The organism is Endozoicomonas sp. Mp262 (genome assembly GCF_025643335.1).
In the GTDB taxonomy this organism is placed as follows: domain Bacteria; phylum Pseudomonadota; class Gammaproteobacteria; order Pseudomonadales; family Endozoicomonadaceae; genus Endonucleibacter.
The window spans coordinates 1,961,550-1,984,498 of record NZ_CP092489.1; the positions used below are offsets into that span (position 1 = coordinate 1,961,550).

Sequence of the window (22,949 nt, forward strand, 5' to 3'; positions counted from 1 at the left end):
TTACAAAATTCTCTGCCAGTTTCCTAAATTTATTACATAGAAGTAGTAAAAAAGGACTTTGAGTTATGGCCAGGGATGGGGCTAAGTGGTACCACGATGAGGAGGAATTGCTTTCTGACGAGGGCCACGCACTGAGAAAACAGCGATCCGCCAGGGATAGGTGTAAGAAACGAAAAGCATCGACTATTCGGCAAGGTATAGATCACTACTACACAAAAAAAAATCAGCATGGCGGTTATGATGAGTTTGATGATCCGGATGATTCACTCTACCACTAATTAATTTGTAAATATGTACAAAGACAAACAGGGCACCACCGGGAGCAATATCGGTGGTGCCCTGTTTGCGTTTAATTCATAAGAAAACGGCTGATAGATCTTGATACCAGTTCCGGCTTTTGAGCGTGAAGCCAGTGACCTGTTTCTGCAACCACCTTAACGGATGCTTTTGGAAAAAGAGCCAGAACCTGCTCCCGATGTTCAGGGAGAATATAATCAGAATCAGCACCCTTTAAAAAAAGGGTCTCACCGGAAAAACCTGTTTTAGCGGATTGACCTTTCATAATTTCCGGATAGTTGGTTTGTATGCTGTCCAGATTTATCCGCCACTGGAAATGACCACTTTCATCCCGGTAAAGATTTTTCAGCAGAAACTGCCTGATATCCTTTTCTTTAATAAAAGGTTGAAGGGTTTGTTCTGCATCAGAACGGCGGTTTATTTCCTTCAGGTTTATGGCGGCCAGGCCTGCCAGTACATCATCATGCCTGGGGGCATACTCCACAGGAGCGATATCCATAACAACCAGTTTTCTGATTCGATCCGGAGCAAGCAAGGCCACTGTCATGGCGATTTTGCCGCCCATTGAGTGCCCCAGCAAGTCGACCTGTTTCAGCGCCTGATCATCCAGATACTCTAAAATATCCTCAGCCATTGCCGTATAGTCCATGGTGTCGCTATGGGGAGAGCGACCATGGTTGCGTACATCCAGCCCATGAACCCGAAACTGGTCCGAAAGGTTCCTGTTAATGGCCCCCAGGTTTTCCTGGGAGCCAAATAACCCGTGGATACTGACCAGCTCAGAACCCTGTCCCTGCCGTCTTGCATAAAGTTTCATATACAGATTGTTTAAACGTGCTTTTTTGTCAATGTGGCTGTTAATTCTACCTTAGGTGGATTGAGCGGGTGTATTTTTTGATAGGTATCCAAAAATTTCCCGGTTAGCTTCCTTGAGATATTGCTTTTTACCAAAACTTCCATGACCTGGATTGTGTTGTGGCTGTTTGTTGAGGTGTTGCTGTTGTTTTTTGTAAAGGCAGGGTTTCCTGCTGTTCGATATCCTCTTTGTTGGGATGTCCTCTGAAAAACGTACGTATTTTTGAAATCCGTGTTTCTTTTTTAGGGGTTGACTCAGTTTCTGCAACCGCTTTTTTTGCCCATTTGGAAAGCTTAAAATAGTAGTAAATATCGAAATAGTACCACTGTCTTTCTGGCTCTGGCTCTGGCTCTGGCTCTGGCTCTGTGTCTACTTGTTTAGAAGATGGTGATTCATCTGATTTTTTTTGGCACTTGCAGAGCGTAAAAAATGATGGGCATGACATCCCACAGCTGCTTGATTGTTGTTGCTGCTGTGTATCAATCTTGGAACTTTGTGCTTTTTCATCCTGATGGGGAATATCCTCAAGACTTGTATGCCTTGACTGGATAAAAGTAACTACTTTAGATTTTGTAGATTCTATCTTTTTTCTTGTGGATTGGATCATTTTGTTGACACAGCATTGATGGAGGCAATTTAACAAGAATCCTCCAGTACAACCACAAACTAAAGGAACAATAAATGTCCACTTGCTAGGAGAACTTGCAGATTTGATGGCCTCATTCAAAGCCGTGACTGCTTCGATAGCATTAACCTGGTTATTCGATAAAAGCTTTATTGCTGGATTATATTCTTTTAGCCTTTGTATAGCATAACTTAATTCAGATTCTTGATCTCCTGTTTCGGCTGCATAAGCAGTGATACAGCACATAGAAAATATCGCAAACCAAAGAAGTTGATAAGAGGTATTATTTGAACTGAAGTGGTTGTTTGGTTTGAGTTGAGTTTTTTGTAGTAAATTATGAATAGGGAAAATTTCTCCTATAGTGATATGGGAGCGCCCATTGTTTATAGATGCTTCTAAAGTATTAGTGAAAATGCCAAGTAAGCTTGTTGTTGGAGTATCATAATTTTCGCCTCGTCAGCAAAATCTGTGGGTCACTTGCGGCTCAGGCAACTTACCAAGTGCGTGATATAAAGCTATTTCCGCACATCTGTAGGTTCTGTAGCCGTAAGCTTTTCTCGTAGTCACTTTTACTTTGGTATTTAACCCTTCGACAATTCCGCTGGAATATGCTTTTTTTGCCTTGAACCAGTTCAGGATTAAGGGGTGGTGTCGCCGGACGGTTTTGGCAACTTTCTTCAGTGGTTCTATTTTTGACCGCATCACCCTTGTACACCAGCGATCCAGATATTTTCCTGCCCAGAAAGGGGAAACGTATGTCCAGAAAGTCTGGAACTCTTCTTTGAGGAGGTAAGCCCGAACACTTTTCAGGTTGTACTGCAACAGTGTGCTCAGCTTTACTTCCTCTTTCTCAGTCAGGTTTTCCTTACGTTTGAGCAAACACCAGCGAGTCTTTTTTAAAACGGGTTCATAACCGTCAGCCTGAAGTTGTTTGTGTTCAGACGCCCTGACTTCATCAATGGCTTTATTCAACATGGCAACAATATGAAAGCGATCCAGAATGTGCAACGCCTGACTGGCAAACTCTGAAATAGCTTTCACATAAGGCTTCCACATATCAGAGCAGATATACTCCAGCTGCTGACTCCTTTCTGAACCAAAGAGGGTAAAGAAGCTGCGAATGGTCGCTTCACTACGGCCTTCTCCAACCCATAATAGCCGGGTCAATCCCCGGTCAATCTGGTAAACAACCGTCAGATACTTATGACCAATTTGATAAGCCACCTCATCGACACCGATCGCTTTTATGCTGTCCAGTGAGCGATGCGCCTTGCCCCACTCAACCACGTACTCCACCGCCTGGAATACCTTTTCCCATGACGTATGGAAGGTAAACGCGACTTCTTTCCAGGAAAGCTTTCTGGCCCAAGATGCCAGAAATTGCATATAGGCCTTGGTCAGCTCTTTTTTACCTTCAGCCCATGGAACCTGCTCAACCTTTACACCACATGTCTTGCAGTTGACACGGCGCATTCTATAGAGCAAGAAAACTCTAATGCCCCATAGCGGGACGAACTCAAAGCGACGCTCTTTAAGGTGGTCGTAACCAGACGCTGGTTTTTGGCAACCTGAGCATAGTGCATGACTATTCTGGCGCGGGACGACGGTGACATTGAATACTTCAGTGCCCTGATAATAGGCAAGTTTTACATCCTGATAAACAAATGACTTGAGTTTGTGGATCTTATTGAGGATAGTTTTAATCAGCATCAGTGGTCGCTTTTGTTGTTTTTCTGTCCTTCAACAAAAAAATATCAAAAGTTGGCTGCTGATGCATTTACTCCGAAATCACTCATTTTTACCCACAGTTATCCCTGAAGAGCCAAATTTTCATCTTCAAATAGATTCGACATAAAAAGTACCATCAGGAAGTGTCGAATGTTTTTTTTATCTTGGCTTATGGGGGGATGATAAGATTGACTGTTAATAGAAAGCTGTGCCATTTGATCTTCAATATTTTCTCTTGGTTTATTGTATGCATGCCAGTAGTCAATTACCTCTTGTACCGTTAGATCTTCTATTGCTTTGAATGCTGACTGAAGAGAAGGAGGGTGCTGTTGTTTAGTCGTATCTGTTTCATCAGAATTTGCGTTTGGGAAATTAATAAATAAGAGTAAAGATAATATATAGGATAATAATTTCACTTCTGATATTTTATTTTCATTGTAGATGTGTATGGTGTTTTTTGTCAGCATTGTGGTTTCCGCTAAATTGAAAAATAAAATAGATATTAATGTTTGCTAACAGTGTATTTTAGTAGGGCTATATGAATTTTACTGAATTTTATATTTTATAAGAAACTATGTTGACAGGGTTTTTGTTATATTTATTTCGGCTATTTAAGAGTTCTATTGATGCGGTATGCTAAACATCCTGCATCAATAGAAAGTAATGCTCTATAATTTATAATTTTTTTAAATAGCCACTGCCGCCTTTATATGGGGGTGAGCCTGATAGTCAACCAACGCAAAGTCGTCAAAGGTGAAGTCAAAAAGGTCAGTAATAGCCGGATTGAGTTTCATTCTGGGTAAAGGGTAAGGCTCTCTGGATAGTTGCTCCTCAGCCTGTTCCAGGTGGTTAGAGTAAAGATGGGCATCACCAAAGGTATGGACAAAATCTCCCAGCTCCAGGTCACACACCTGGGCAATCATCATGGTTAATAATGCATAAGAGGCAATATTAAAGGGAACCCCAAGAAAAATATCAGCACTGCGCTGATAGAGCTGGCAGGATAGCTTGCCATTTAACACATAGAACTGGAACAGGCAGTGGCAGGGAGGTAAAGCCTGTTTACCCATAGCTGCATTTTCTGAGGGAGAATGAGTGACATCCGGCAGGACGGTTGGATTCCAGGCACTGATAACCAGACGTCTGGAATCAGGGTTGGTTTTGATTTCATTGAGTAGCCACTGAATCTGGTCTGTGACTTCACCATTAGGCCCTTCCCAGCTGCGCCACTGTTTACCGTATACCGGACCCAGGTCGCCTTCCGGGGTTGCCCATTCATCCCAAATACGTACACCATTTTCCTTGAGATAGCCTATATTGGTATCGCCCTTCAGAAACCAGAGTAGTTCATGGATGATGGAGCGTAGATGGCATTTTTTGGTGGTGACCAGAGGAAACCCCTTGGACAGGTCAAAGCGCATCTGGTAACCAAAGACACTGTAGGTGCCAGTTCCTGTGCGGTCTGATTTAAAGGTGCCATGCTCTTTTACATGGCGCAGCAACTCCAAATACTGTTTCATTAAGTGGTTACCTCTTTGTGGCTGTTCATTCGATATTTCATAGTAGGATTATTTGTTTTTGTGGCGCTTTAACCAGGCCGCATCGTCAATATTAATGCCGTTATGCAATGGATTATTTTTGTAAGCATACATAATAAAACCAATGCCCAGAAGAACCATCGGTAATGACAGGATTTGTCCCATGGTTAGCCAGTCAAAGGCAATAAAGCCCAACTGGGCGTCAGGTTGCCTGACAAACTCCACTAAAATTCTTGCCAGGCCATAGACCAGGAGGAATACACCGGATACGGCCATTCTTGGTCGTGGTTTTGAGGAGAACCACCAAAGGATGGCAAAGAGTGTAACGCCCTCGAGGGCAAACTGATAGAGTTGTGAGGGGTGGCGGGGTAGTTGGCTTGGGTCTCTGGGGAATACCATGGCCCATGGTACATCGGTGACCCGACCCCAGAGCTCGCCGCCAATAAAGTTACCTAAACGGCCTGTACCCAGGCCAATAGGAACCAGGGGGGCAATAAAGTCAGTAATCTGGAAGAAGCTTTTATCGAGTTTGCGGGCATACAGGCACATGGCCAGCAGTACCCCTAGTAGCCCTCCGTGAAAGGACATGCCGCCTTCCCAGATATGGAAGAGCCAGAGAGGATTTTGTAAAAAATAATCAAAGTTGTAAAAAAGAACATAGCCAAAGCGTCCGCCAATAACAACGCCCATAGCGCCATAGAAAACGATATCGCTGACTTGCTCGGGTTTCCAGAGTCTAGCGGAATTTTTTGCCCTTAATGTCCCCAGCCACCAGGCACAGGCAAAGCCAACCAGGTACATCAGTCCATACCAGTGGACTTTAAGCGGCCCCAGGCTAATTGCCACAGGGTCAATATCGGGATACGCAATCACAGCATGATTCCAAAATAAATAATGAGTAAAACAGATATTACCAGAGTATCAGAACCCTGAAATACCATGAGAGTGTTGATTAAAAGTGGATGGCCTGGGTAGAAAGAGGTTGTCTGGGGTTAAATGATCAGCTTTGAGTCAAAGGACTTTAAAGTTGTTTGGTATTTAAGCGACACCATTGATAAATGTCTTTTTCTATAGACTTTTTCGTTTAGACCCTCTATAACGTATTTGTACGTACTGGGTATGGTTCTCATGTCGTAAAAAACAGCGTCATAAAATAGAATAACCCCTGGTACCTAAATAAACATAATGACTGTTGAAATCAGTCTTGGATAATTAGACAGCAGTACGCCTAATAAATATTCATAAATCGGGCGGGGGGAATCAGCCATGTCAATATTCGCGCATTTTCAACAAAGATATGAGTCTGTTCAGCAGGAGGAGATGAGCCTGCAGGAATACATGGATCTGTGTAAGAAAGATCCCAGTGCCTATGCTAATGCGGCAGAGCGTATGCTAATGGCCATTGGAGAGCCCGAAGTCGTTGATACCTCCAGGGATCCAAGGCTCAGTCGTATATTTTCCAATAAGCTGATTAAACGTTATCCGGCGTTTGAAGACTTTTATGGAATGGAAGAGGCCATTGAGCAAATTGTCTCCTACTTCAAACATGCTGCTCAGGGACTGGAGGAAAAGAAACAGATTCTTTATTTACTGGGGCCTGTTGGTGGCGGTAAGTCCTCCCTGGCTGAGAAGCTCAAGCAGCTGATGGAAAAAGTACCTTTCTATGCGATTAAGGGGTCGCCAGTATTTGAGTCACCTCTCGGGCTGTTTAACCCGGATGAGGATGCGGGCATTCTGGAGCAGGAATACGGTATTCCCCATCGCTATCTGCGTTACATCATGTCGCCGTGGGCCGTTAAACGACTACACGAATATGGTGGTGATATTTCCAAGTTCAGGGTGGTGAAACTTTACCCTAGTCGTCTCAATCAGATAGGTGTTGCGAAAACAGAACCAGGTGATGAAAACAACCAGGATATTTCCAGCCTGGTGGGTAAGGTTGATATTCGACAGCTGGAAGAATTCTCTCAGGATGATCCGGATGCTTACAGTTTCTCAGGAGCACTCTGTCGTGCAAACCAGGGTCTGATGGAATTTGTGGAGATGTTCAAGGCGCCCATCAAGGTATTGCACCCGCTGCTGACTGCAACCCAGGAGGGTAACTACAATAGTACCGAAGGTATGGGAGCCATCCCCTATGAAGGTATTGTTCTGGCGCACTCCAACGAATCAGAGTGGCAAACATTCAGGAATAACAAAACCAATGAAGCCTTCATTGACCGGGTTAATATCGTTAAGGTGCCTTATTGCACCCGTGTCAGTGAGGAAATAAGGATTTATGAAAAGCTGCTGGAGCACAGTTCTCTAAAAAATGCACCCTGTGCACCGGATACTCTGAAGATGCTGGCACAGTTTTCAGTGTTGTCTCGTGTTAAAGAGCCTGAAAACTCCTCCATCTTTTCCAAGATGAAAGTGTATGATGGCGAAAACCTGAAAGACACCGACCCTAATGCCAAGCCTTTGCAAGAGTATAAGGATTTTGCCGGTGTCGATGAGGGTATGGATGGCCTTTCCACCCGCTTTGCCTTCAAGATTCTGTCCAAGGTGTTTAACTTTGATGCATCAGAGGTGGCAGCTAACCCCGTACACCTGATGTATGTCCTTGAACAACAGATTGAGCAGCAGCAGTATGCAGAAGATGTGCAGGAACGTTATCTGCGGTTTATCAAGGAGTTCCTGGCACCTAAGTATGTGGAGTTCCTGGGTAAGGAAATCCAGACGGCCTATCTGGAGTCTTACTCTGAATACGGACAGAATATTTTCGACCGTTATATCACTTATGCTGACTTCTGGATTCAGGATCAGGAGTTCCGTGATCCCGATACCGGCCATATCCTTGATCGCTCCGCTCTGAACGATGAACTGGAGAAAATTGAGAAACCGGCAGGCATTGCCAATCCCAAGGACTTCAGGAATGAGGTGGTTAACTTTGTCCTGAGGGCGCGTGCCAATCATCAGGGTAAGAACCCAAGCTGGCTCAGCTATGAAAAAATGAGAACAGTGATAGAGAAGAAGATGTTCTCCAATACAGAGGACCTGCTTCCGGTGATCTCCTTCAATCCGAAAGGCTCACAGGATGACCAGCGCAAGCATAAGGACTTTGTGGACCGTATGGTAGAACATGGCTACACCGAAAAGCAGGTTCGTCTGCTTTCTGAATGGTATATCCGGGTTCGTAAGTCTCAGTGATATTAGGTTAGCCCTCTTATGAGGGCTAACACCTATCCCTCTGTTCCTAATAATCACTAGAACAAAAGCATAGTTGTTCCAGGAGAGAGCGTCCCATGAGTATAATTATTGACCGGCGCCTCAACTCAAAAAAGAAAAGTACGGTCAACAGGCAGCGTTTTCTGAGACGCTACCGCAGCCTGGTCAAGGAGGCAGTCCAGGATGCTGTCGATCAGCGTTCTATTACAGACGTTGAAAGTGGCAGCGATATTCATATCCCCAAGAAAGACCTGTCAGAGCCTTTCTTTCACCATGGTGAAGGTGGCAAGCATGATCAGGTACATCCTGGCAATAAAGAATTTAATACCGGTGATCGTATCCAACGGCCATCCGGTGGCGGTGGACAAGGCGGTGGTGATGGCAAAGCCAGTAATAGCGGCTCTGGAGCCGATGACTTTGTTTTCCAGATTAACCGGGACGAGTTCCTGGAATATCTTTTTGATGATCTGGAACTGCCGAATCTTGTCAGCAAAGAGTTAAAGGACAGTACAGAATATAAACTGAAGCGGGCAGGCTTTACTTCTGCCGGGTCGCCGGATCGTTTGAATGTGATTCGTTCACTGAGGGCCGCCCATGCACGACGTATTGCACTGTCGGGTAAAGATAGAAAAAAAATCCGCGCCCTGAAGAAAGAACTGCGGGAAATGGAAGTCAGCCCGAATGACACCGACCAGCGTCGTGCAAAAGAACTCAGGGAAGAAATAAAAGCGCTCAATGTTAAGTTGAAAAAATTACCGTTTATTGATGAATTTGATCTCAAGTTCAATAATCTGGTGAAAGTTCCACAGCCATCCAGCAAGGCCGTGATGTTCTGCATCATGGATGTCTCCGGTTCCATGACCCGTGAGATCAAGGATATGGCCAAGCGGTTTTTCCTGCTGCTGTATCTATTCCTTGAGCGGAATTATGAAGCCGTTGATGTGGTCTTTATTCGTCATCATAGCGAAGCCCGTGAATGTGATGAGAATGACTTCTTTTATGCCAGGGAGACCGGGGGGACTGTGGTATCCACTGCCCTGAAACTTGCCGATGAGGTGATAGAAAAGCGTTACTCTCCCAGTGAGTGGAATATTTATGTGGCCCAGGCTTCAGATGGTGATAACTGGGAGGCTGACTCAAGCAAGTGCCGGGAAATTATTACCAGCAAGCTGTTACCGCGTACCCAGTATTATTCCTATGTGGAAATAACAGACCGGCATCATCAGAACCTTTGGCACGAGTATAAGTTGATCGAAAAAGATCATCCCGGCCACTTTGCCATGCAGCAGATTCGGAATCATGGCGATATTTACCCTGTATTTCGTCGCCTGTTCGAAAAAAAGGAGGTGCAAAGTGCCTAAGCGTAAGCCTTTATCCAAAGGATCTGAATGGACATTTGAGCTGATACAGGAGTATGACCGGGAAATTGGCCGGTTAGCGGAAAAGTTCAGGCTGGATACTTATCCCAATCAGATTGAAGTGATCAGTTCCGAGCAGATGCTGGATGCCTATGCATCTGTTGGTATGCCACTCATGTATCACCATTGGAGTTATGGCAAGCAGTTTCTGAAAAACCAGCAGAACTATCAACGGGGGCGGATGGGGCTGGCCTATGAGATTGTCATCAATTCCAACCCCTGTATTGCCTATTTGATGGAAGAAAATACCATGCCTATGCAGGCACTGGTGATTGCCCATGCCTGTTATGGCCATAACTCCTTCTTTAAAGGTAATTACCTGTTCCAAACCTGGACAGATGCCGACTCCATCATTGACTATCTACTGTTTGCCAAAAACTATATTGCCCAGTGCGAAGAAAAGTATGGCATTGATGCGGTGGAAGAATTGCTGGATGCCAGTCATGCCCTGATGAACCAGGGAGTTAACCGATACCAGCGACCACGCCCTATTTCCGCTGAAGAGGAGAAGGCCAGGGCTCGGGAGCGTGAGGAGTACATCCAGAGAAGTCTGAACGATCTCTGGCGAACTATTCCGGTCAGGGAGCAGGAGAAAGAGCTTCAGGTAAAACGTTTCCCGGAACACCCTGAGGAAAATATCCTGTACTTTATTGAAAAGAGCGCCCCACTGCTGGAAACCTGGCAAAGGGAAGTCATTCGCATTGTTCGCAAGGTAGCGCAGTATTTCTATCCACAGCGGCAAACCCAGGTAATGAATGAAGGTTGGGCTTCCTTCTGGCACTACCACCTCATGCATGAAATGTATAAAGAGGGACTGGTAACCGAAGGCTTCATTATGGAGTTCCTGCATTCGCACTCCAATGTTGTCTTCCAGCCTGAGTTTGATGATCCTCGATACAGTGGTATCAACCCTTACACATTGGGCTTTAATATATTCCAGGATATTCGCCGGATCTGTGAGAATCCTACCGAGGAAGACCGTTATTGGTTCCCTGATATTGCTGGCGGTGACTGGTTGGAAACGGTGCATTTTGCCATGAAGAACTTTAAGGATGAGAGCTTTATCCTTCAGTTCTTGTCGCCTAAAGTGATGCGTGATATGCGCCTGTTCTGTATCAATGATGATGAAGGGAATCCATATCTTGAGGTGAATGCAATCCATGATGAATCGGGTTACCGGGCACTCAGGGAATCGCTGGCAGCCCAATATAACCTGGGCAACAGAGAACCCAATATCCAGGTTTATAATGTGGATGTGCGGGGGGATCGCTCATTAACCCTCAGGCACTATATGCACCAGCAAAGACCTCTGGATTCGGAGAATACCCGGGAGATTCTCAAGCATGTCCATCGTCTCTGGGGATTTGATGTCCGGTTGGAATCAGTGGATGAGGAAGAAAAGGTCAAGACTATTTATGGGTTGCCGACTTCTGAAGAAGAGGCTATGCCTGCCTGAAATAGCGCAAGTCTGAATATCTGATAATCATTAGCCAAGGATGGCAGTCATGTCAGCAGGAAAAATTCCTTCTAATCTTTCTATTGAAAAAATCTCATCGGAAAATGGGTTTGGCAAACCTGACAGGAATGCTGATGACACCTCGTCAAGTGTCAAGAAAAAAAACACATCAAGCAAAAAACTTCCATCTGGCACTTATTCTGAAGCGACACCGGCTAAAAACCTTGTGGAAAGGGCCACAAAAGAACTAAAGAGTGCTTTTTCTGAGGGGCTTAGGAAGTTAACACTTAAACCGGTCTATAAATGGTCTGCCAAGTACAACATTGCTTCTGGACAGATGAAGAAGCTACTTAACCTCCATGGCCTTATTAAAGCGGCAGCAAAAAATGCAAAAAAGCTGATACCTATCCAAAGTCGGAAAGTGTCAGACCCGGGGTTTAAGAAATTTATGAAAGAAGCTGAAAAGCTGGTGATAAAAAATAACCCCCATGCAAAGTCGGCCAAGAAGGAAAAGAAGAAAAAAATTACCCGTGCTGACAGGCGCTATAAGAGAAAATACGGTCACAGTGATACAGAAGACTATGGTGATACGGCGGCAGCTTCCTTAGGTGAAAGTAGCCATAATTCAGTGGATAGAAAAATCAATGAAACCTCCGGGCTGGATAGCACCAAGCGGGAAAAGGTATTTGGCCCGGCTGATGTCCGCAAGTCTAAATAGCCTTTGTCTTCCACTTGAATTTCACCAACGGAGTTGTGGTTTTCGTGTTCACCGGGTTGCTCTCTGCCATAATCCGCCTTTTATCGAGGTTTTGGTATGGATTTGGGCGAGCATTATGATGTCATTGTTGTTGGAACAGGCCCTGGTGGAAGTACGGTTGCCAAAGAGCTGGCATTAAAAGGGCTGACTGTTCTGATACTGGAATGGGGCAAGACCTTGCCCATAAAGGGAACATTTAGGCAGATGGCACAGATGGGAGCCGTTCCTGGCACATCCCTTCGACTAACTAGTGGCATGGTGCCCGTTATCAGGGGGGTAACTCTTGGGGGGAGTTCTGCCCTTTGTTATGCCACGGCTTTTGATCCTCCACCATCACTGTTTGATGCCTATGGTGTGGACTTATCTACAGAGCTGGCAGAAGCCCATAATGAATTAACTATTGGTCATCTCAAGGATGAGCTCATCGGTCCAATGGCACGGAGAATTATGCGGGCAGCTCAGGCTGGAGGCTATAACTGGCAAAAACTGGATAAGATTATCCAGCAGGCTAATTGTCGTGCAGGTTGTTGGCGCTGTACTTATGGATGTCCCTATGATGCCAAGTGGAGTGCGGGACAGTTTGTAAAGCAGGCTGTTGATCACGGTGCCAGGCTGATCACTGAGGCTAAGGTGCAGAAAGTTCTTAAGAAAGATAGCAGGGCTAAAGGTGTTGAATTTATTCATCGTGGTAATGTCTATCAGGCATTTGCAGATAAAATTGTGATTTCCGCCGGGGGGTTGGGTAGCCCGGTGATTTTAAAGCAGTCGGGTATTGCTTCTGTTGGCAATGGGTTATTTCTGGACCCCGCAATTGCAGTGATGGGAAAGGTGGGGGCGGTTGAGATCCGGCCTGGAGAGAGGCCCGGTTGTGAAGTGCCGATGGCCGCAGGAATGTTGTGCGAACAGGAAGGCTATATGCTGGCTGATATGGCATTACCTCCAGCATTGTTTCGGGTCTTTACTATGATGGCGGGCCGTCTAGATAATCTGTTGTGCCATAACAGTACGGCAATACTCATGGTGAAGGTACGGGATAGCCTGTCTGGCTCAATTGGGCTAAGGGGGCAAATTTCAAAAGGGTTGTCAGTGGATGATAAAAGCAAACTGAGAGAGGGTTATGAGTGTGCCCGGGCTGTCCTGGCCTTATGTGGCGCGAAAAAAATATACAAAAGTGGGTATTTTGCTGCTCATCCAGGGGGGACGGTTAAACTGGGGCAGTGTGTGGACTCCAACCTGGAAGCAGAGGTTTCTGGCCTGCATGTCTGTGATGCCTCTGTGATTCCTAAGGAGTGGGGACTGCCTCCGGTCTTGACCCTGATTTGCCTGGGCAAGCGGCTGGCCAGGCATCTTTTAATATAAGGAGGGGTAAAAAAAAGCTATCCAGGCTTTAATTGAGTCCTTTCGGGCTGTTAAGATGGATCAATATAGTTTTATAATGAAGTTGCCTTTATAAAAAAGCAGGTGATCATCCATCGCCGGGATAAAAAAGGCGCAGTGACATGGACGACACCATTGAAAGAAGTCTTCGAAAAATAAAATAACAGGGGTTGCAGTTTCCTGGCAGTTCCTCCAATGTGAAAAACGTAGGAATAGCGCTGTATGGAAGCGACCAAGAAGGAAATGGAAGCTATGCTGGTAGGTACAGTGAAGTGGTTTAATAATCCCAAGGGATATGGATTCATTCAGGCACAGGAAGCCACTGATGACCAAGATGTTCTGATACATTACTCAGTTATTGAAATGGAAGGGTTTAAAACCCTTAAGGCGGGTCAAATTGTCAGTTTTGACATTGGCCAGGGACCTAAAGGGCTGATTGCCACACGAGTTATCCCTGATAATGGCAGTGGTGCCGATGCTCCTCAAGCCGATTTGGAATCTCAGCAGGAAAAAACACTGCCAGCCTGAGTGTGCCAACGGCACTTATCACCAGCTGGCAGGGGTTTGTTTAGTCTGCAACGATGACTGAATAAGGGTTATGTCACTCTTGTTTGATACAGTTGTGGACTAAACGAGATTTTAAGCAAGCGGCTAATAAGGTAAGCTTGTTTTTCTTTCTGCTTAAATTATGAAGGTCATTCGGTGCTTTCGGGTAACCCATTCCTAACTATCGCCAGTTTTTCAGTAGTGGCGATATTGATTTTATTGCTTTGTGTCAGGCTTTTTCCATCATCGATAAGATGTAAAAGTCCACTCTTCAGTCCGGCCAGGCGAGCTTTTCTAGGGCAGCTGGATATGGCTGTCAATAGTCATCTGGCAGTGTTTCCTGATATGTCGGCCTCAACAGTATTCACCGGGGGCAAGCTGGGTAGGGGACGTACTTACCTGAAGCGTCTTGGTGGAACATCCTTTGACTATGTGCTCTGTGATCGGAAAACGATGACCGTTGTCTGTGCTGTGTCCCTTGGGAGTCCAAAAGGGTTTTCGGGTGAACAAAAAAAATTAAAAAAACTATGCGAATTGGCAGAACTGCCTTTGCTGGAATATGGCGATAAACCTTACCGCAATGTGCCTGCTTTGCGCCGCCAGATTTTTTTAGCCTGCGGTATTAAAGAACACGGTCTGCCTATGAATATCAGCGAAGAAAATAACTCGTCTTCCGCTAGGGAAGAGCAGGGACGAGGCACGGAAAAGATGGAGTGTGAAGAGATTTCACGTGTTCTCTAGGGGCTGTTGACGTTTGCTCGTGTGCTCAGCCAAAACCAGCGGTTTCGTGGCTAGACGCAGTAGCGCAGGAATACTCGCGTCTTTCAAGCTACTGCAACGACGGCATGGAATCGCTGGTTTTGGCCCTTCGGGTGGTTCGTAAAGCGGCTTTCCGACTGCGTTGGACTGGCTTGACGTAGAACAACTATGCCTGCACCAGTCCTCCTTGCGGAAAACCGCTTTACGAGCCACTGAGCTCACGATCAAACGTCAACAGCCCCTAGGAGCTAATAAGGAATAGGGAGTTGAACTCCTCTATTCCTTAGGTGGTGCAATCCTTGCCTTTCGTTACATTACATCTGCTCTACGGTTTCAATACCGAGCAGATCCAGACCTTGCTTGAGAACCCGGGCAGTGATGGAGCAGATTTGCAGCCTGCTATCGCGGACTTCTACTGCAACACCGTCCTTATTTACCGGACATGCTTCATAGAATTTCATGAAGGCACCTGCCAGGTCATAGAGGTAACTGCAGAGCTGGTGAGGCATACCTTCTTTGGCAACAGAGTCAAGGACTTCACTAAGCTGATTGACTCTCAGGGCGAGATCGCGTTCAGCCGGTTCTGTCAGGGTAATCTCTCCGTTCAGGTCACTCTCTGTGATACCCGCCTTACGGAAGATGCTCATGATTCTGGTGTAGGCATACAGCAGGTATGGTGCGGTATTGCCCTCAAAGGACAGCATGTTATCCCAGTCAAAGATGTAATCGCTGGTTCTGTTTTTCGACAGGTCAGCATATTTCACAGAGCCCATTGCCACCGCCTTGATAACACGAACTTTCTGTTCTTCATCCAGGTTGGTTGATTTGCTGGCAATCACCCGGGCAGCTCTCTCCTCGGCTTCATCCAGCAGGTCGGCCAGCTTGATAGTGCCACCGGTACGGGTTTTAAAGGGTCTGCCATCCTTACCCAGCATCATGCCGAAAGCGTGGTGCTCGAGCTCTGTATGCTCACTGGCAAATCCGGCCTTGCGAACAATATTGAAGATTTGATCAAAATGTTGTCCCTGGCGGGCATCAACATAATAGAGGATGCGGTCGGCATTCAGGGTGTGGCAGCGGTGACGAATGGCTGCAAGGTCAGTAGTGGTGTAGAGGTAACCGCCATCAGATTTCTGGACAATAACACCCATGGGTTCGCCCTGCTTGTTCTTGAATTCATCCAAAAACACCACCTGGGCTCCCTGGTCTTCTGTGAGCAGGCCTTTTTCCCCAAGTTCCTTGATGATCACTGGCAGGTTGTCGTTATAGGCACTTTCTCCCATAACGTCAGCCATGGTCAGGGAAACATTCAGGCGGTCGTAGGTTTCCTGGTTGTGAGCAAGGGTCACATCAACCAGTTTTTTCCAGAGCTTGGTGCAGTACTCATCACCAGCCTGAAGCTGAACCACGTACTTACGGGCTCTTTCAGCAAATACCTGGTCTTCGTCAAAACGTTTTTTTGCTTCGCGGTAGAAGGTTTCCAAGTTGGAAAGTTCCATACCCAGGGTTTCCTGGTTCTCTTTTTCCAGCTCTTCAAGGTGGGCAATTAACATACCGAACTGGGTACCCCAGTCGCCCAGGTGATTTTGACGGATCACCTTGTGTCCCAGAAATTCCAGAGTCCGGACAGATGCATCACCTATAATGGTTGAACGCAGGTGCCCAACGTGCATTTCTTTGGCGACGTTAGGAGCAGAGTAATCCACAACAACGGTTTGCTGCTCTTTGGCTTTTTCTACACCTATACTGTCTGATGCCAGTGCTTCTTGCAGGCCTGTTGCCAGCCAGGTGGGGCTCAGGTAAATATTTATGAACCCGGGACCGGCAATTTCTGTTTTTTCTGCAATGCCGTCCAGCTGCAAGTGGTCGATGACCTTTTGAGCCAGTTCTCGCGGAGGAATCCCCATTTTTTTTGCCGCTGCCATAACGGCATTGCACTGGTAGTCACCAAAGTTGGCTCGAGCACTGGGGCGAACCATGGCTGGAGTATCGGAAGGGGCCCCTGCTGCGATAAGCGCTTTGATGACTTGATCTTCAAGCAGCTTGAGAATATTCATGGATGAGTCCTTGATTGAAAACTCGCTTTAATTTCACTCTGGTCAGCCCTCGCTGCCATTGCATGAAGGCCACTAAGTCATCTGCTGTTGTTCCAGATGCATTATTGGCCAGGCTTCTGGACAGCAGCAATAATATATAGCTGGTTTGGAAGACAGGTGGGTTACTGCTGTCGAATTAAGTAATGAAGAAAGACTATTGTTCTGGGATGTGGCTCTTCATAAAGAGGAATGCTATCGAAAAACATAAGAGTCCTCAATATAAGGGGGTTTAAAAATATATGTAAAAGTAATTTACATAGGGTATTGACGGTAGCCTTGTGACACTGGTGATAATAGTGTATGCAAGATTAATAACCCGGATACTGAATGAATCATGAGTAAGCGTCCAACTTCAAGGCGTGGTGCCAGCAAGGCAAAAAAAGACGGGAATTCCTCATTTCCTCTGTCGGGTCTGCCAGGCTGGCTCTGGCTGATAACAGGGTTGGCAGTTGGCTTCTTTGTCGCGTTTTTATTCAGGCTTAGTCCTGATGCCGTTGATATCAGGGAAGTTGCAGGTCATCCTGTTCCGGCAGAGCAGAGCCGTGAACCTGAAGCGGTGTTTGATTTTTATACACTACTGCCCGAATCTGAAGTGATATTGCCTGGTGATAATGGCGCAGTTGTTGATCCTGTAAAAAGAGATATTACCAAGCCGCAGCAAAAGGTCGGCATTACCCAGGAAAACAGTACTGCCAGCCGATACCTGCTTCAGGCGGGATCTTTCAGGAGTTCGAAGGATGCCGACAGATTAAGGGCTCAGCTGCTTTTGTGGGGCTTGAATCCCAGGGTTGAGAAAGTGAATGTGGGCAATGAGGAATATTGGCACCGCGTTCAGCTGGGGCCATTTGATGATAAAAACACATTGCACGGTGCCCAGAAGATTCTGGCAGATCATAATATGGATAGCTTATTGCTTAAGATGCGATAGAAAGCAAGATAGAAAAACGAGAGAGAACTTTTTTAACCGCTGCCCTTGATTATTTTCCACCTCCCCCAATATTGAGTCGAGTACTTTCAGATTCTTTAAGGAGCCCGCCTTGGAACAGTATCGTGGCACAACCATTCTGTCTGTCCGTCGGGAAGGCCGAGTGGTGATCGGTGGCGATGGCCAGGTCTCACTGGGAGATGCCGTCATCAAGGGAAATGCCCGCAAGGTGCGCCGCCTATACAATGGCAAGGTTATTGCCGGGTTCGCTGGTGGTACCGCTGACGCATTTACTCTGTTCGAGCATTTTGAAGCCCAGCTGGAAAAACACCAGGGGCAATTAGTACGCTCAGCTGTGGAGTTGGCCAAAGAGTGGCGTACTAACAGAGCTATGAGCCGACTGGAGGCCATGTTGATTGTTGCAGACACGTCTGCATCATTAATTATCACAGGTAATGGAGATGTTATGGAAACCGATGATGGCATTCTTGCCATTGGTTCTGGTGGTTTCTATGCTCAGTCAGCCGCTAAGGCCCTGTTACAGAATACTGAATTTTCTGCCCGTGATATTGTCGAAAAAAGTCTGACTATTGCGGCGGATGTTTGTGTTTATACAAACCAGAATCGTGTTATTGAAGAACTGCCAGCTTCCTGAGCTGACGGTTTGATGCAGCCAAATTAAAAAGCTGTTATCAGCCCCGGAAGGGTTTATCCGGGAAGGGCTGATGACAGCGCTTTTACAAATAGTCGAGTTTCCAGATATGTCTGATATGACACCTCGTGAGATAGTCCATGAGCTGGACAAGCATATTGTTGGGCAGAATGATGCCAAAAGGGCAGTAGCCATTGCCCTGCGTAATCGCTGGCGTCGGATGCAGCTTAGTGAAGAGCTGCGCAATGAGATTACGCCAAAGAATATTCTGATGATTGGTCCTACCGGGGTTGGTAAGACCGAGATTGCCCGCCGCCTGGCGAAGCTGGCCAATGCGCCTTTTATCAAGGTCGAGGCCACAAAATTCACGGAAGTGGGTTATGTGGGTCGCGATGTGGAATCTATTGTCCGCGATCTGATGGATGCAGCCATCAAATTGCTGCGTGAGCAGGAAATCGAGCGTGTACGCGACAGGGCGAAGGATGCAGCGGAAGAGCGAATTCTGGATGCCTTACTGCCTCCTGCGCGGACTTTCGGTGAAGAATCCCAGCCTCAGGACAATTCCACCCGTCAGGTTTTCCGCAAGAAGCTCCGTGAAGGTCAGCTGGATGACAAGGAAATCGAGATCAGTGTCAAGGAAGCTGCTATGGGGGTTGAGATCATGGCGCCTCCTGGCATGGAAGAGATGACTAATCAGCTGCAAAGCATGTTCTCTAACCTTTCCGGTGGAAAGGAGAAGACACGCAAGCTGAAGGTTAAAGACGCCCTGAAACTGGTTCAGGATGAAGAGGCGGCCAAGCTAGTCAATGAAGATGACCTCAAGGTCCGAGCCATTGATGCGGTTGAACAAAATGGCATCGTCTTTATTGATGAAATTGATAAAGTAGCCAAACGTTCCAGCGGCTCCAATGCGGATGTTTCCCGTGAAGGGGTTCAGCGGGATCTGTTGCCTTTAATTGAAGGCTGCACCGTATCCACCAAGTACGGTATGGTCAAGACTGATCATATTCTGTTCATGGCTTCCGGTGCTTTCCATCTGGCCAAGCCTTCTGACCTGATTCCTGAATTGCAGGGTCGTTTGCCCATCAGAGTTGAATTGAAAGCACTGTCCACTGAAGATTTTGTGCGTATTCTGAAAGAGCCTGATGCATCCTTAACGGAGCAGTACCAGGCTCTGATGAATACGGAAAAGCTGAAGGTAGAGTTCGCTGAAAGTGGTATCCGTCGAATTGCTGAAGTGAGCTGGCAGGTCAATGAAACCACCGAGAATATCGGTGCCCGTCGTCTTCATACAGTAGTGGAGCGTCTACTGGAAGAGGTTTCCTTCAGTGCTGCCGATATGGCTGAAAACCAGGGGTGTGAGGCTCTGGTGATTGATGGGAATTATGTGGATCAGCACCTGGGTGAACTGGTACAGAACGAAGATCTGAGTCGTTATATTCTCTGATTGTTCTCGCTGTTTTCTGCCTTATCATCGGCCATCTGTGGAAGCAGGTGGCCGATTTGTTTTTATACCCATGGAGATGTCATAGATATGAGTCGAAAAGTTCCGGCAAAACTGACGTTGCATAAGGTGTCCAAAGAGTTATCTGTAGATTATGGTCAGGAGGAGTCTTACCGGCTTCCCGCTGAATTTTTACGGGTTCTGAGCCCTTCTGCGGAAGTGCGAGGCCATGGCCGTCCTGTGCTGCAAACAGGCAAGTTGCATGTGGGGCTTTCACAGGTTGAAGCCGTGGGGCACTATGCTATCAAATTGATATTTGATGACGGTCATGACTCCGGAATTTATAACTGGGACTATCTCTATGATCTCTGTTCTAACCGTGAAGCTCATTGGGATAACTACCTGAAACAGTTACACGAAGCTGGTGCCAGCCGGGATCCTGATGCTTCTGTGGTAAAACTGGTTTGATCTGAACTCAAACAGGTGTTCATAGGGTGTCGAATATTTCTGGCTTATTGGGCAATTTTTGTGCAAGGTGCAATGTCGGGAGCATAGTTGTAGCTATGTGACCAGAGTTGCAACGCAGGGGCAGTTGTCGGGAGTTTCTGAATAATAAGTCAGGAAATATGGTGCCATATGAAAATACAGCGCTTAATTACAAAATAATACAGCAGCTATTATTTTTTTCTTTTGTCTTATTCTTATGATGTTGAGACCGGGGTTTATTATCTTTCGGTTGTGGCGAACTATCACTGCTAACCAATGACGGGCTATCACCAACTTCGATTAAAATAAGTAATGTATCTTCAGCTAAGTATTTACCTATCTCAACAGCAGAATGAGATGCAAATTGATGATAACCATAAGGTGTATTCATTTTGCACACAGGTCGAAAAAAACAGACATTTTTAGGATCAGGTCTAAAGCTATAAGTCCAGTGTGTTTTTCCTTCTTTTTGATCAATGAGTGTCATACTTACCTTTTGGGTAAATGGCCATTCAAGCTCAACATCTTTATCTCCTGGCATTACTGCAAGAAATAATGATAAGTGAGAGCCTTGCTGAGTGCGCTGCAAGTACTTCAGTTAATGAATAAATGTACAACATGTGTCAGGCAAATAAATTTGCGTATTCCTTGCATTTTTTGGTTTTTGTTGAAAAAGAATCCGGTTTTTGCAACTATTGCTTAAATTTTTTTGAGTGTTAAGAACAATAAGCCGGTGTCAACTTTATAGCATGCTGCCGGTTCCCTGAAATCAAAGTCTCCGGAGTTCTGCCTTGAAACCACAGTGGTCGCAATATATAAAAATTATTAACTCAGTTGTTAAGCCTGCCCTGGGCTGTACTGAGCCTATTTCAGCAGCCTTGGCTTCGGCGTTAGCTGTTGAGACCCTGGGTGCTCCGCCAGAAAAACTAACCGTCAGAGTTTCCGAGAACCTGTATAAAAACGCCATGGGCGTGTTTGTGCCAGGAACAGGGCGTAAGGGACTCTATATTGCAGCGGCAGCTGGTGCTGTGGCGGGTGAACCGGGTAAAGGGCTGGAAGTTCTTAAAAATATTACTGAAGACGATGTTATTAAAGCCCAAAGGCTCATTGATGAAGGGCGGGTTGAGGTTAACGCGGTTGCCTCTGATGTGTTTATCTATTGCCAGGCCATAGCAGAAGCACAAGGTAATAGTGCCAGGGTGGAAATCAGTGGTGGGCATACCCGTGTTGTGAGCAAGGCGCTCAATGGCAAGACCGTGTTTAGCCTTGACCCATGTGATTCATGTGCCGGAAGTACCGAGTGTGTCTGTGATGGCGTTGATATCAGTATTAAGGGCATTTATGAGTTCGCTACGGAGGTGGATGCCCGGGCGATTCTTTTTATGAACCAGGCGGCTGAGCTGAACTGTGCGCTCTCCAGAGAAGGCATGTCCAATGAATATGGACTGCAGGTGGGTAGAACCATGAAGGAACATATGGGGCAGGGTGTTCTCGGTGAAGACCTTTGCAACCGTATTGTGATGCATACTTCGGCAGCTTCTGATGCCAGGATGGGCGGCGCTCCCCTTCCTGCCATGAGTAACTACGGCAGCGGCAACCAGGGTATTGCGGCCACTGTGCCGGTTGTGGAGATGGCACGTTTCAGGCAAGTGAGTGAAGACGTGCAGGCCAGGGCGCTGGCCATGAGCCATTTGATGGCTATTTACATTAAGTCACACTACCCACCCCTGTCCGCATTTTGTGGTAACTCAGTGACCAGTGCAGCCTCGGCTTTTGCCATGACCTATCTTAGTGGTGGCTCTTTTGAGCAGTGCTGCCATGCCATGCAAAATGTAATGAGTGACTGCTCCGGTATGGTGTGTGATGGGGCCAAGTCAAGTTGTGCAATGAAAGTAGCGACATCCTCTGGTGTTGCAATCCGGTCATGCCTGATGGCACTCAATGGCTCAGCAGTCAATCAACAGGGCATCATCGCAGGCGATGTAGAGAATACTATAAAGAATGTAGGTCAGATGATCAGTTCGGGCATGTCATCAACCGATGAAACCATTATCAACATTATGAGAGCCTGACAGATTACGTGGTGAACAATGGGTTTGATTAATTTAACACCGGCTGATGAGGCGATTCTTGAAGCCATGAAGCCGGTTGTTGAGGGTATTGCCGCTATGTCCGGCGGCCATACTGAAGTGGTGCTGCATGGTCTGGATAAAAGTAATCCCTGTATTGTCAAGGTTGCCAACGGACACGTCACAGGTCGCTCTGAGGGAGCGCCTGTCACTGACCTGGCTATGGGTAAGCTGCTGGAAGGACAGGATGTAACACCCGGTTATTACACCCGGACAATAGATGGGAAACTGCTTCGGTCTGTGACCACTATTATTCGTAATGGCGATGGACTCGCTATTGGCATGCTTTGCATTAACACAAACCTGGATGCTCCTTTTCAGGAGGTGGTAGGAGCTATGGTTCCGCATCCAACCTCTATGCCCTGCCGTGATGATAGCCCTGAGAATTTTGCCAGGAACCTGGATGAACTGCTCCACAGGGCAGTAGCGCGAACCCGTGCTGCGGTTGAAGCCGATGAGCAGACTCTACCTTCATTAAAAAACAAGGTGGTCATTGAACAGTTATTGAAGCAGGGTATATTTGAGCTGAAGGAAGCCATTCAATTTGTTGCTGACTATCTGGGCATTAGTCACCATACAGTCTACCGCCACCTGCGAGAGTTAAAGGGGCGGGATTAGGCGCTAAGTTTATTGACTCTTTTAGGTCACTATTT

The 22,949-nt window shown here is 46.4% G+C and carries 21 protein-coding genes and 1 pseudogene; 14 read left to right on the forward strand and 8 right to left on the reverse strand.

From position 1 onward, the window contains the following. The first annotated feature begins 65 nt into the window (after positions 1–65). Positions 66–278 (forward strand): hypothetical protein, encoded by a 213-nt coding sequence (locus MJ595_RS08580; RefSeq protein ID WP_263082042.1) that lies wholly within the window; start codon positions 66–68, stop codon positions 276–278. Positions 279–349: 71 nt separating this feature from the next. Here the strand turns inward: MJ595_RS08580 and MJ595_RS08585 are convergent, their stop codons facing one another. From MJ595_RS08585 to lgt, 6 genes are all read right to left on the reverse strand, one after another. Then, positions 350–1,114 (reverse strand): alpha/beta fold hydrolase, encoded by a 765-nt coding sequence (locus MJ595_RS08585; RefSeq protein ID WP_263082043.1) that lies wholly within the window; start codon positions 1,112–1,114, stop codon positions 350–352. 127 nt (positions 1,115–1,241) lie between these two features. Then, positions 1,242–2,024, reverse strand: coding sequence for a hypothetical protein (locus tag MJ595_RS08590; protein ID WP_263082044.1), 783 nt, complete (start codon positions 2,022–2,024; stop codon positions 1,242–1,244). A gap of 210 nt (positions 2,025–2,234) precedes the next feature. Continuing rightward, positions 2,235–3,488: an ISL3 family transposase gene (locus tag MJ595_RS08595; RefSeq protein ID WP_263082045.1), complete on the reverse strand. Its 1,254-nt coding sequence runs from the start codon at positions 3,486–3,488 to the stop codon at positions 2,235–2,237. A gap of 98 nt (positions 3,489–3,586) precedes the next feature. After that, the gene (locus tag MJ595_RS08600; RefSeq protein ID WP_263082046.1) at positions 3,587–3,973 is read right to left on the reverse strand and encodes a hypothetical protein; all 387 of its coding nucleotides are present in this window, start codon (positions 3,971–3,973) and stop codon (positions 3,587–3,589) included. Between the two features lie 219 nt (positions 3,974–4,192). Beyond that, positions 4,193–5,026, reverse strand: a complete 834-nt coding sequence (locus MJ595_RS08605) for a thymidylate synthase (RefSeq protein WP_263082047.1) — start codon at positions 5,024–5,026, stop codon at positions 4,193–4,195. Positions 5,027–5,074: 48 nt separating this feature from the next. Then, the gene (gene lgt / locus MJ595_RS08610; protein ID WP_263082048.1) at positions 5,075–5,917 is read right to left on the reverse strand and encodes a prolipoprotein diacylglyceryl transferase; all 843 of its coding nucleotides are present in this window, start codon (positions 5,915–5,917) and stop codon (positions 5,075–5,077) included. 393 nt (positions 5,918–6,310) lie between these two features. Between lgt and MJ595_RS08615 the strand changes: the two genes are divergently transcribed. The 7 genes and pseudogenes from MJ595_RS08615 (at position 6,311) to MJ595_RS08645 (ending at position 14,546) form a co-directional block, all read left to right on the forward strand. After that, positions 6,311–8,233 (forward strand): PrkA family serine protein kinase, encoded by a 1,923-nt coding sequence (locus tag MJ595_RS08615; protein ID WP_263082049.1) that lies wholly within the window; start codon positions 6,311–6,313, stop codon positions 8,231–8,233. Between the two features lie 95 nt (positions 8,234–8,328). Next, a complete protein-coding gene (locus tag MJ595_RS08620) occupies positions 8,329–9,612 on the forward strand; it encodes a YeaH/YhbH family protein (protein WP_263082050.1) in 1,284 nt (427 codons plus the stop codon). Then, positions 9,605–11,125, forward strand: coding sequence for a SpoVR family protein (locus MJ595_RS08625; RefSeq protein ID WP_263082051.1), 1,521 nt, complete (start codon positions 9,605–9,607; stop codon positions 11,123–11,125). Before MJ595_RS08620 ends, MJ595_RS08625 begins: the two co-directional genes overlap by 8 nt. A gap of 49 nt (positions 11,126–11,174) precedes the next feature. Then, entirely contained in the window at positions 11,175–11,843 is a 669-nt protein-coding gene (locus MJ595_RS08630) for a hypothetical protein (RefSeq protein WP_263082052.1), read from the forward strand. Between the two features lie 96 nt (positions 11,844–11,939). Then, positions 11,940–13,241 (forward strand): GMC family oxidoreductase N-terminal domain-containing protein, encoded by a 1,302-nt coding sequence (locus MJ595_RS08635; protein ID WP_263082053.1) that lies wholly within the window; start codon positions 11,940–11,942, stop codon positions 13,239–13,241. A gap of 270 nt (positions 13,242–13,511) precedes the next feature. After that, a pseudogene (locus tag MJ595_RS08640) lies at positions 13,512–13,700 on the forward strand (cold-shock protein); the annotation flags it as partial. Positions 13,701–14,006: 306 nt separating this feature from the next. Continuing rightward, positions 14,007–14,546, forward strand: coding sequence for a DUF2726 domain-containing protein (locus MJ595_RS08645; RefSeq protein ID WP_263322477.1), 540 nt, complete (start codon positions 14,007–14,009; stop codon positions 14,544–14,546). 332 nt (positions 14,547–14,878) lie between these two features. Here MJ595_RS08645 and argS read toward each other — a convergent pair whose 3' ends face one another. Then, positions 14,879–16,621, reverse strand: a complete 1,743-nt coding sequence (argS, locus tag MJ595_RS08650; RefSeq protein WP_263082054.1) for an arginine--tRNA ligase — start codon at positions 16,619–16,621, stop codon at positions 14,879–14,881. Between the two features lie 373 nt (positions 16,622–16,994). Here argS and MJ595_RS08655 point away from each other — a divergent pair, with 373 nt between their 5' ends. From MJ595_RS08655 to MJ595_RS08670, 4 genes are all read left to right on the forward strand, one after another. Then, complete coding sequence (locus MJ595_RS08655) at positions 16,995–17,588, forward strand: SPOR domain-containing protein (protein WP_263082055.1); 594 nt, start codon at positions 16,995–16,997, stop codon at positions 17,586–17,588. 109 nt (positions 17,589–17,697) lie between these two features. Then, on the forward strand, positions 17,698–18,240 hold the full coding sequence (gene hslV, locus MJ595_RS08660; protein WP_263082056.1) for an ATP-dependent protease subunit HslV: 543 nt from the start codon (positions 17,698–17,700) through the stop codon (positions 18,238–18,240). Positions 18,241–18,346: 106 nt separating this feature from the next. After that, entirely contained in the window at positions 18,347–19,684 is a 1,338-nt protein-coding gene (gene hslU, locus MJ595_RS08665) for an HslU--HslV peptidase ATPase subunit (RefSeq protein WP_263082057.1), read from the forward strand. An 87-nt stretch (positions 19,685–19,771) separates the two neighbouring features. Next, entirely contained in the window at positions 19,772–20,149 is a 378-nt protein-coding gene (locus MJ595_RS08670; RefSeq protein ID WP_263082059.1) for a DUF971 domain-containing protein, read from the forward strand. Between the two features lie 187 nt (positions 20,150–20,336). Here MJ595_RS08670 and MJ595_RS08675 read toward each other — a convergent pair whose 3' ends face one another. After that, positions 20,337–20,708 (reverse strand): hypothetical protein, encoded by a 372-nt coding sequence (locus MJ595_RS08675; RefSeq protein ID WP_263082060.1) that lies wholly within the window; start codon positions 20,706–20,708, stop codon positions 20,337–20,339. A gap of 250 nt (positions 20,709–20,958) precedes the next feature. On the opposite strand from MJ595_RS08675, the gene MJ595_RS08680 reads away from it, so the two are divergent. Both MJ595_RS08680 and MJ595_RS08685 read left to right on the forward strand, forming a co-directional pair. After that, a complete protein-coding gene (locus tag MJ595_RS08680; protein ID WP_263082061.1) occupies positions 20,959–22,239 on the forward strand; it encodes an L-serine ammonia-lyase, iron-sulfur-dependent, subunit alpha in 1,281 nt (426 codons plus the stop codon). A gap of 18 nt (positions 22,240–22,257) precedes the next feature. Beyond that, positions 22,258–22,914 carry a PAS domain-containing protein gene (locus MJ595_RS08685; RefSeq protein WP_263082062.1) on the forward strand — a complete coding sequence of 219 codons (657 nt, stop codon included), beginning with the start codon at positions 22,258–22,260 and terminating at the stop codon, positions 22,912–22,914. Positions 22,915–22,949 lie beyond the last annotated feature (35 nt).

Excerpts from the sequence above, each read along its gene's own strand:
- MJ595_RS08580 (WP_263082042.1), top strand. The coding sequence starts at position 66 with ATGGCCAGGGATGGGGCTAAGTGGTACCACGATGAGGAGGAATTGCTT.
- MJ595_RS08585 (WP_263082043.1), bottom strand. The coding sequence starts at position 1,114 with ATGAAACTTTATGCAAGACGGCAGGGACAGGGTTCTGAGCTGGTCAGT.
- MJ595_RS08590 (WP_263082044.1), bottom strand. The coding sequence starts at position 2,024 with ATGTGCTGTATCACTGCTTATGCAGCCGAAACAGGAGATCAAGAATCT.
- MJ595_RS08595 (WP_263082045.1), bottom strand. The coding sequence starts at position 3,488 with ATGCTGATTAAAACTATCCTCAATAAGATCCACAAACTCAAGTCATTT.
- MJ595_RS08600 (WP_263082046.1), bottom strand. The coding sequence starts at position 3,973 with ATGCTGACAAAAAACACCATACACATCTACAATGAAAATAAAATATCA.
- MJ595_RS08605 (WP_263082047.1), bottom strand. The coding sequence starts at position 5,026 with ATGAAACAGTATTTGGAGTTGCTGCGCCATGTAAAAGAGCATGGCACC.
- MJ595_RS08615 (WP_263082049.1), top strand. The coding sequence starts at position 6,311 with ATGTCAATATTCGCGCATTTTCAACAAAGATATGAGTCTGTTCAGCAG.
- MJ595_RS08620 (WP_263082050.1), top strand. The coding sequence starts at position 8,329 with ATGAGTATAATTATTGACCGGCGCCTCAACTCAAAAAAGAAAAGTACG.
- MJ595_RS08630 (WP_263082052.1), top strand. The coding sequence starts at position 11,175 with ATGTCAGCAGGAAAAATTCCTTCTAATCTTTCTATTGAAAAAATCTCA.
- MJ595_RS08635 (WP_263082053.1), top strand. The coding sequence starts at position 11,940 with ATGGATTTGGGCGAGCATTATGATGTCATTGTTGTTGGAACAGGCCCT.
- argS (WP_263082054.1), bottom strand. The coding sequence starts at position 16,621 with ATGAATATTCTCAAGCTGCTTGAAGATCAAGTCATCAAAGCGCTTATC.
- MJ595_RS08655 (WP_263082055.1), top strand. The coding sequence starts at position 16,995 with ATGAGTAAGCGTCCAACTTCAAGGCGTGGTGCCAGCAAGGCAAAAAAA.
- hslU (WP_263082057.1), top strand. The coding sequence starts at position 18,347 with ATGTCTGATATGACACCTCGTGAGATAGTCCATGAGCTGGACAAGCAT.
- MJ595_RS08670 (WP_263082059.1), top strand. The coding sequence starts at position 19,772 with ATGAGTCGAAAAGTTCCGGCAAAACTGACGTTGCATAAGGTGTCCAAA.
- MJ595_RS08675 (WP_263082060.1), bottom strand. The coding sequence starts at position 20,708 with ATGCCAGGAGATAAAGATGTTGAGCTTGAATGGCCATTTACCCAAAAG.
- MJ595_RS08685 (WP_263082062.1), top strand. The coding sequence starts at position 22,258 with ATGGGTTTGATTAATTTAACACCGGCTGATGAGGCGATTCTTGAAGCC.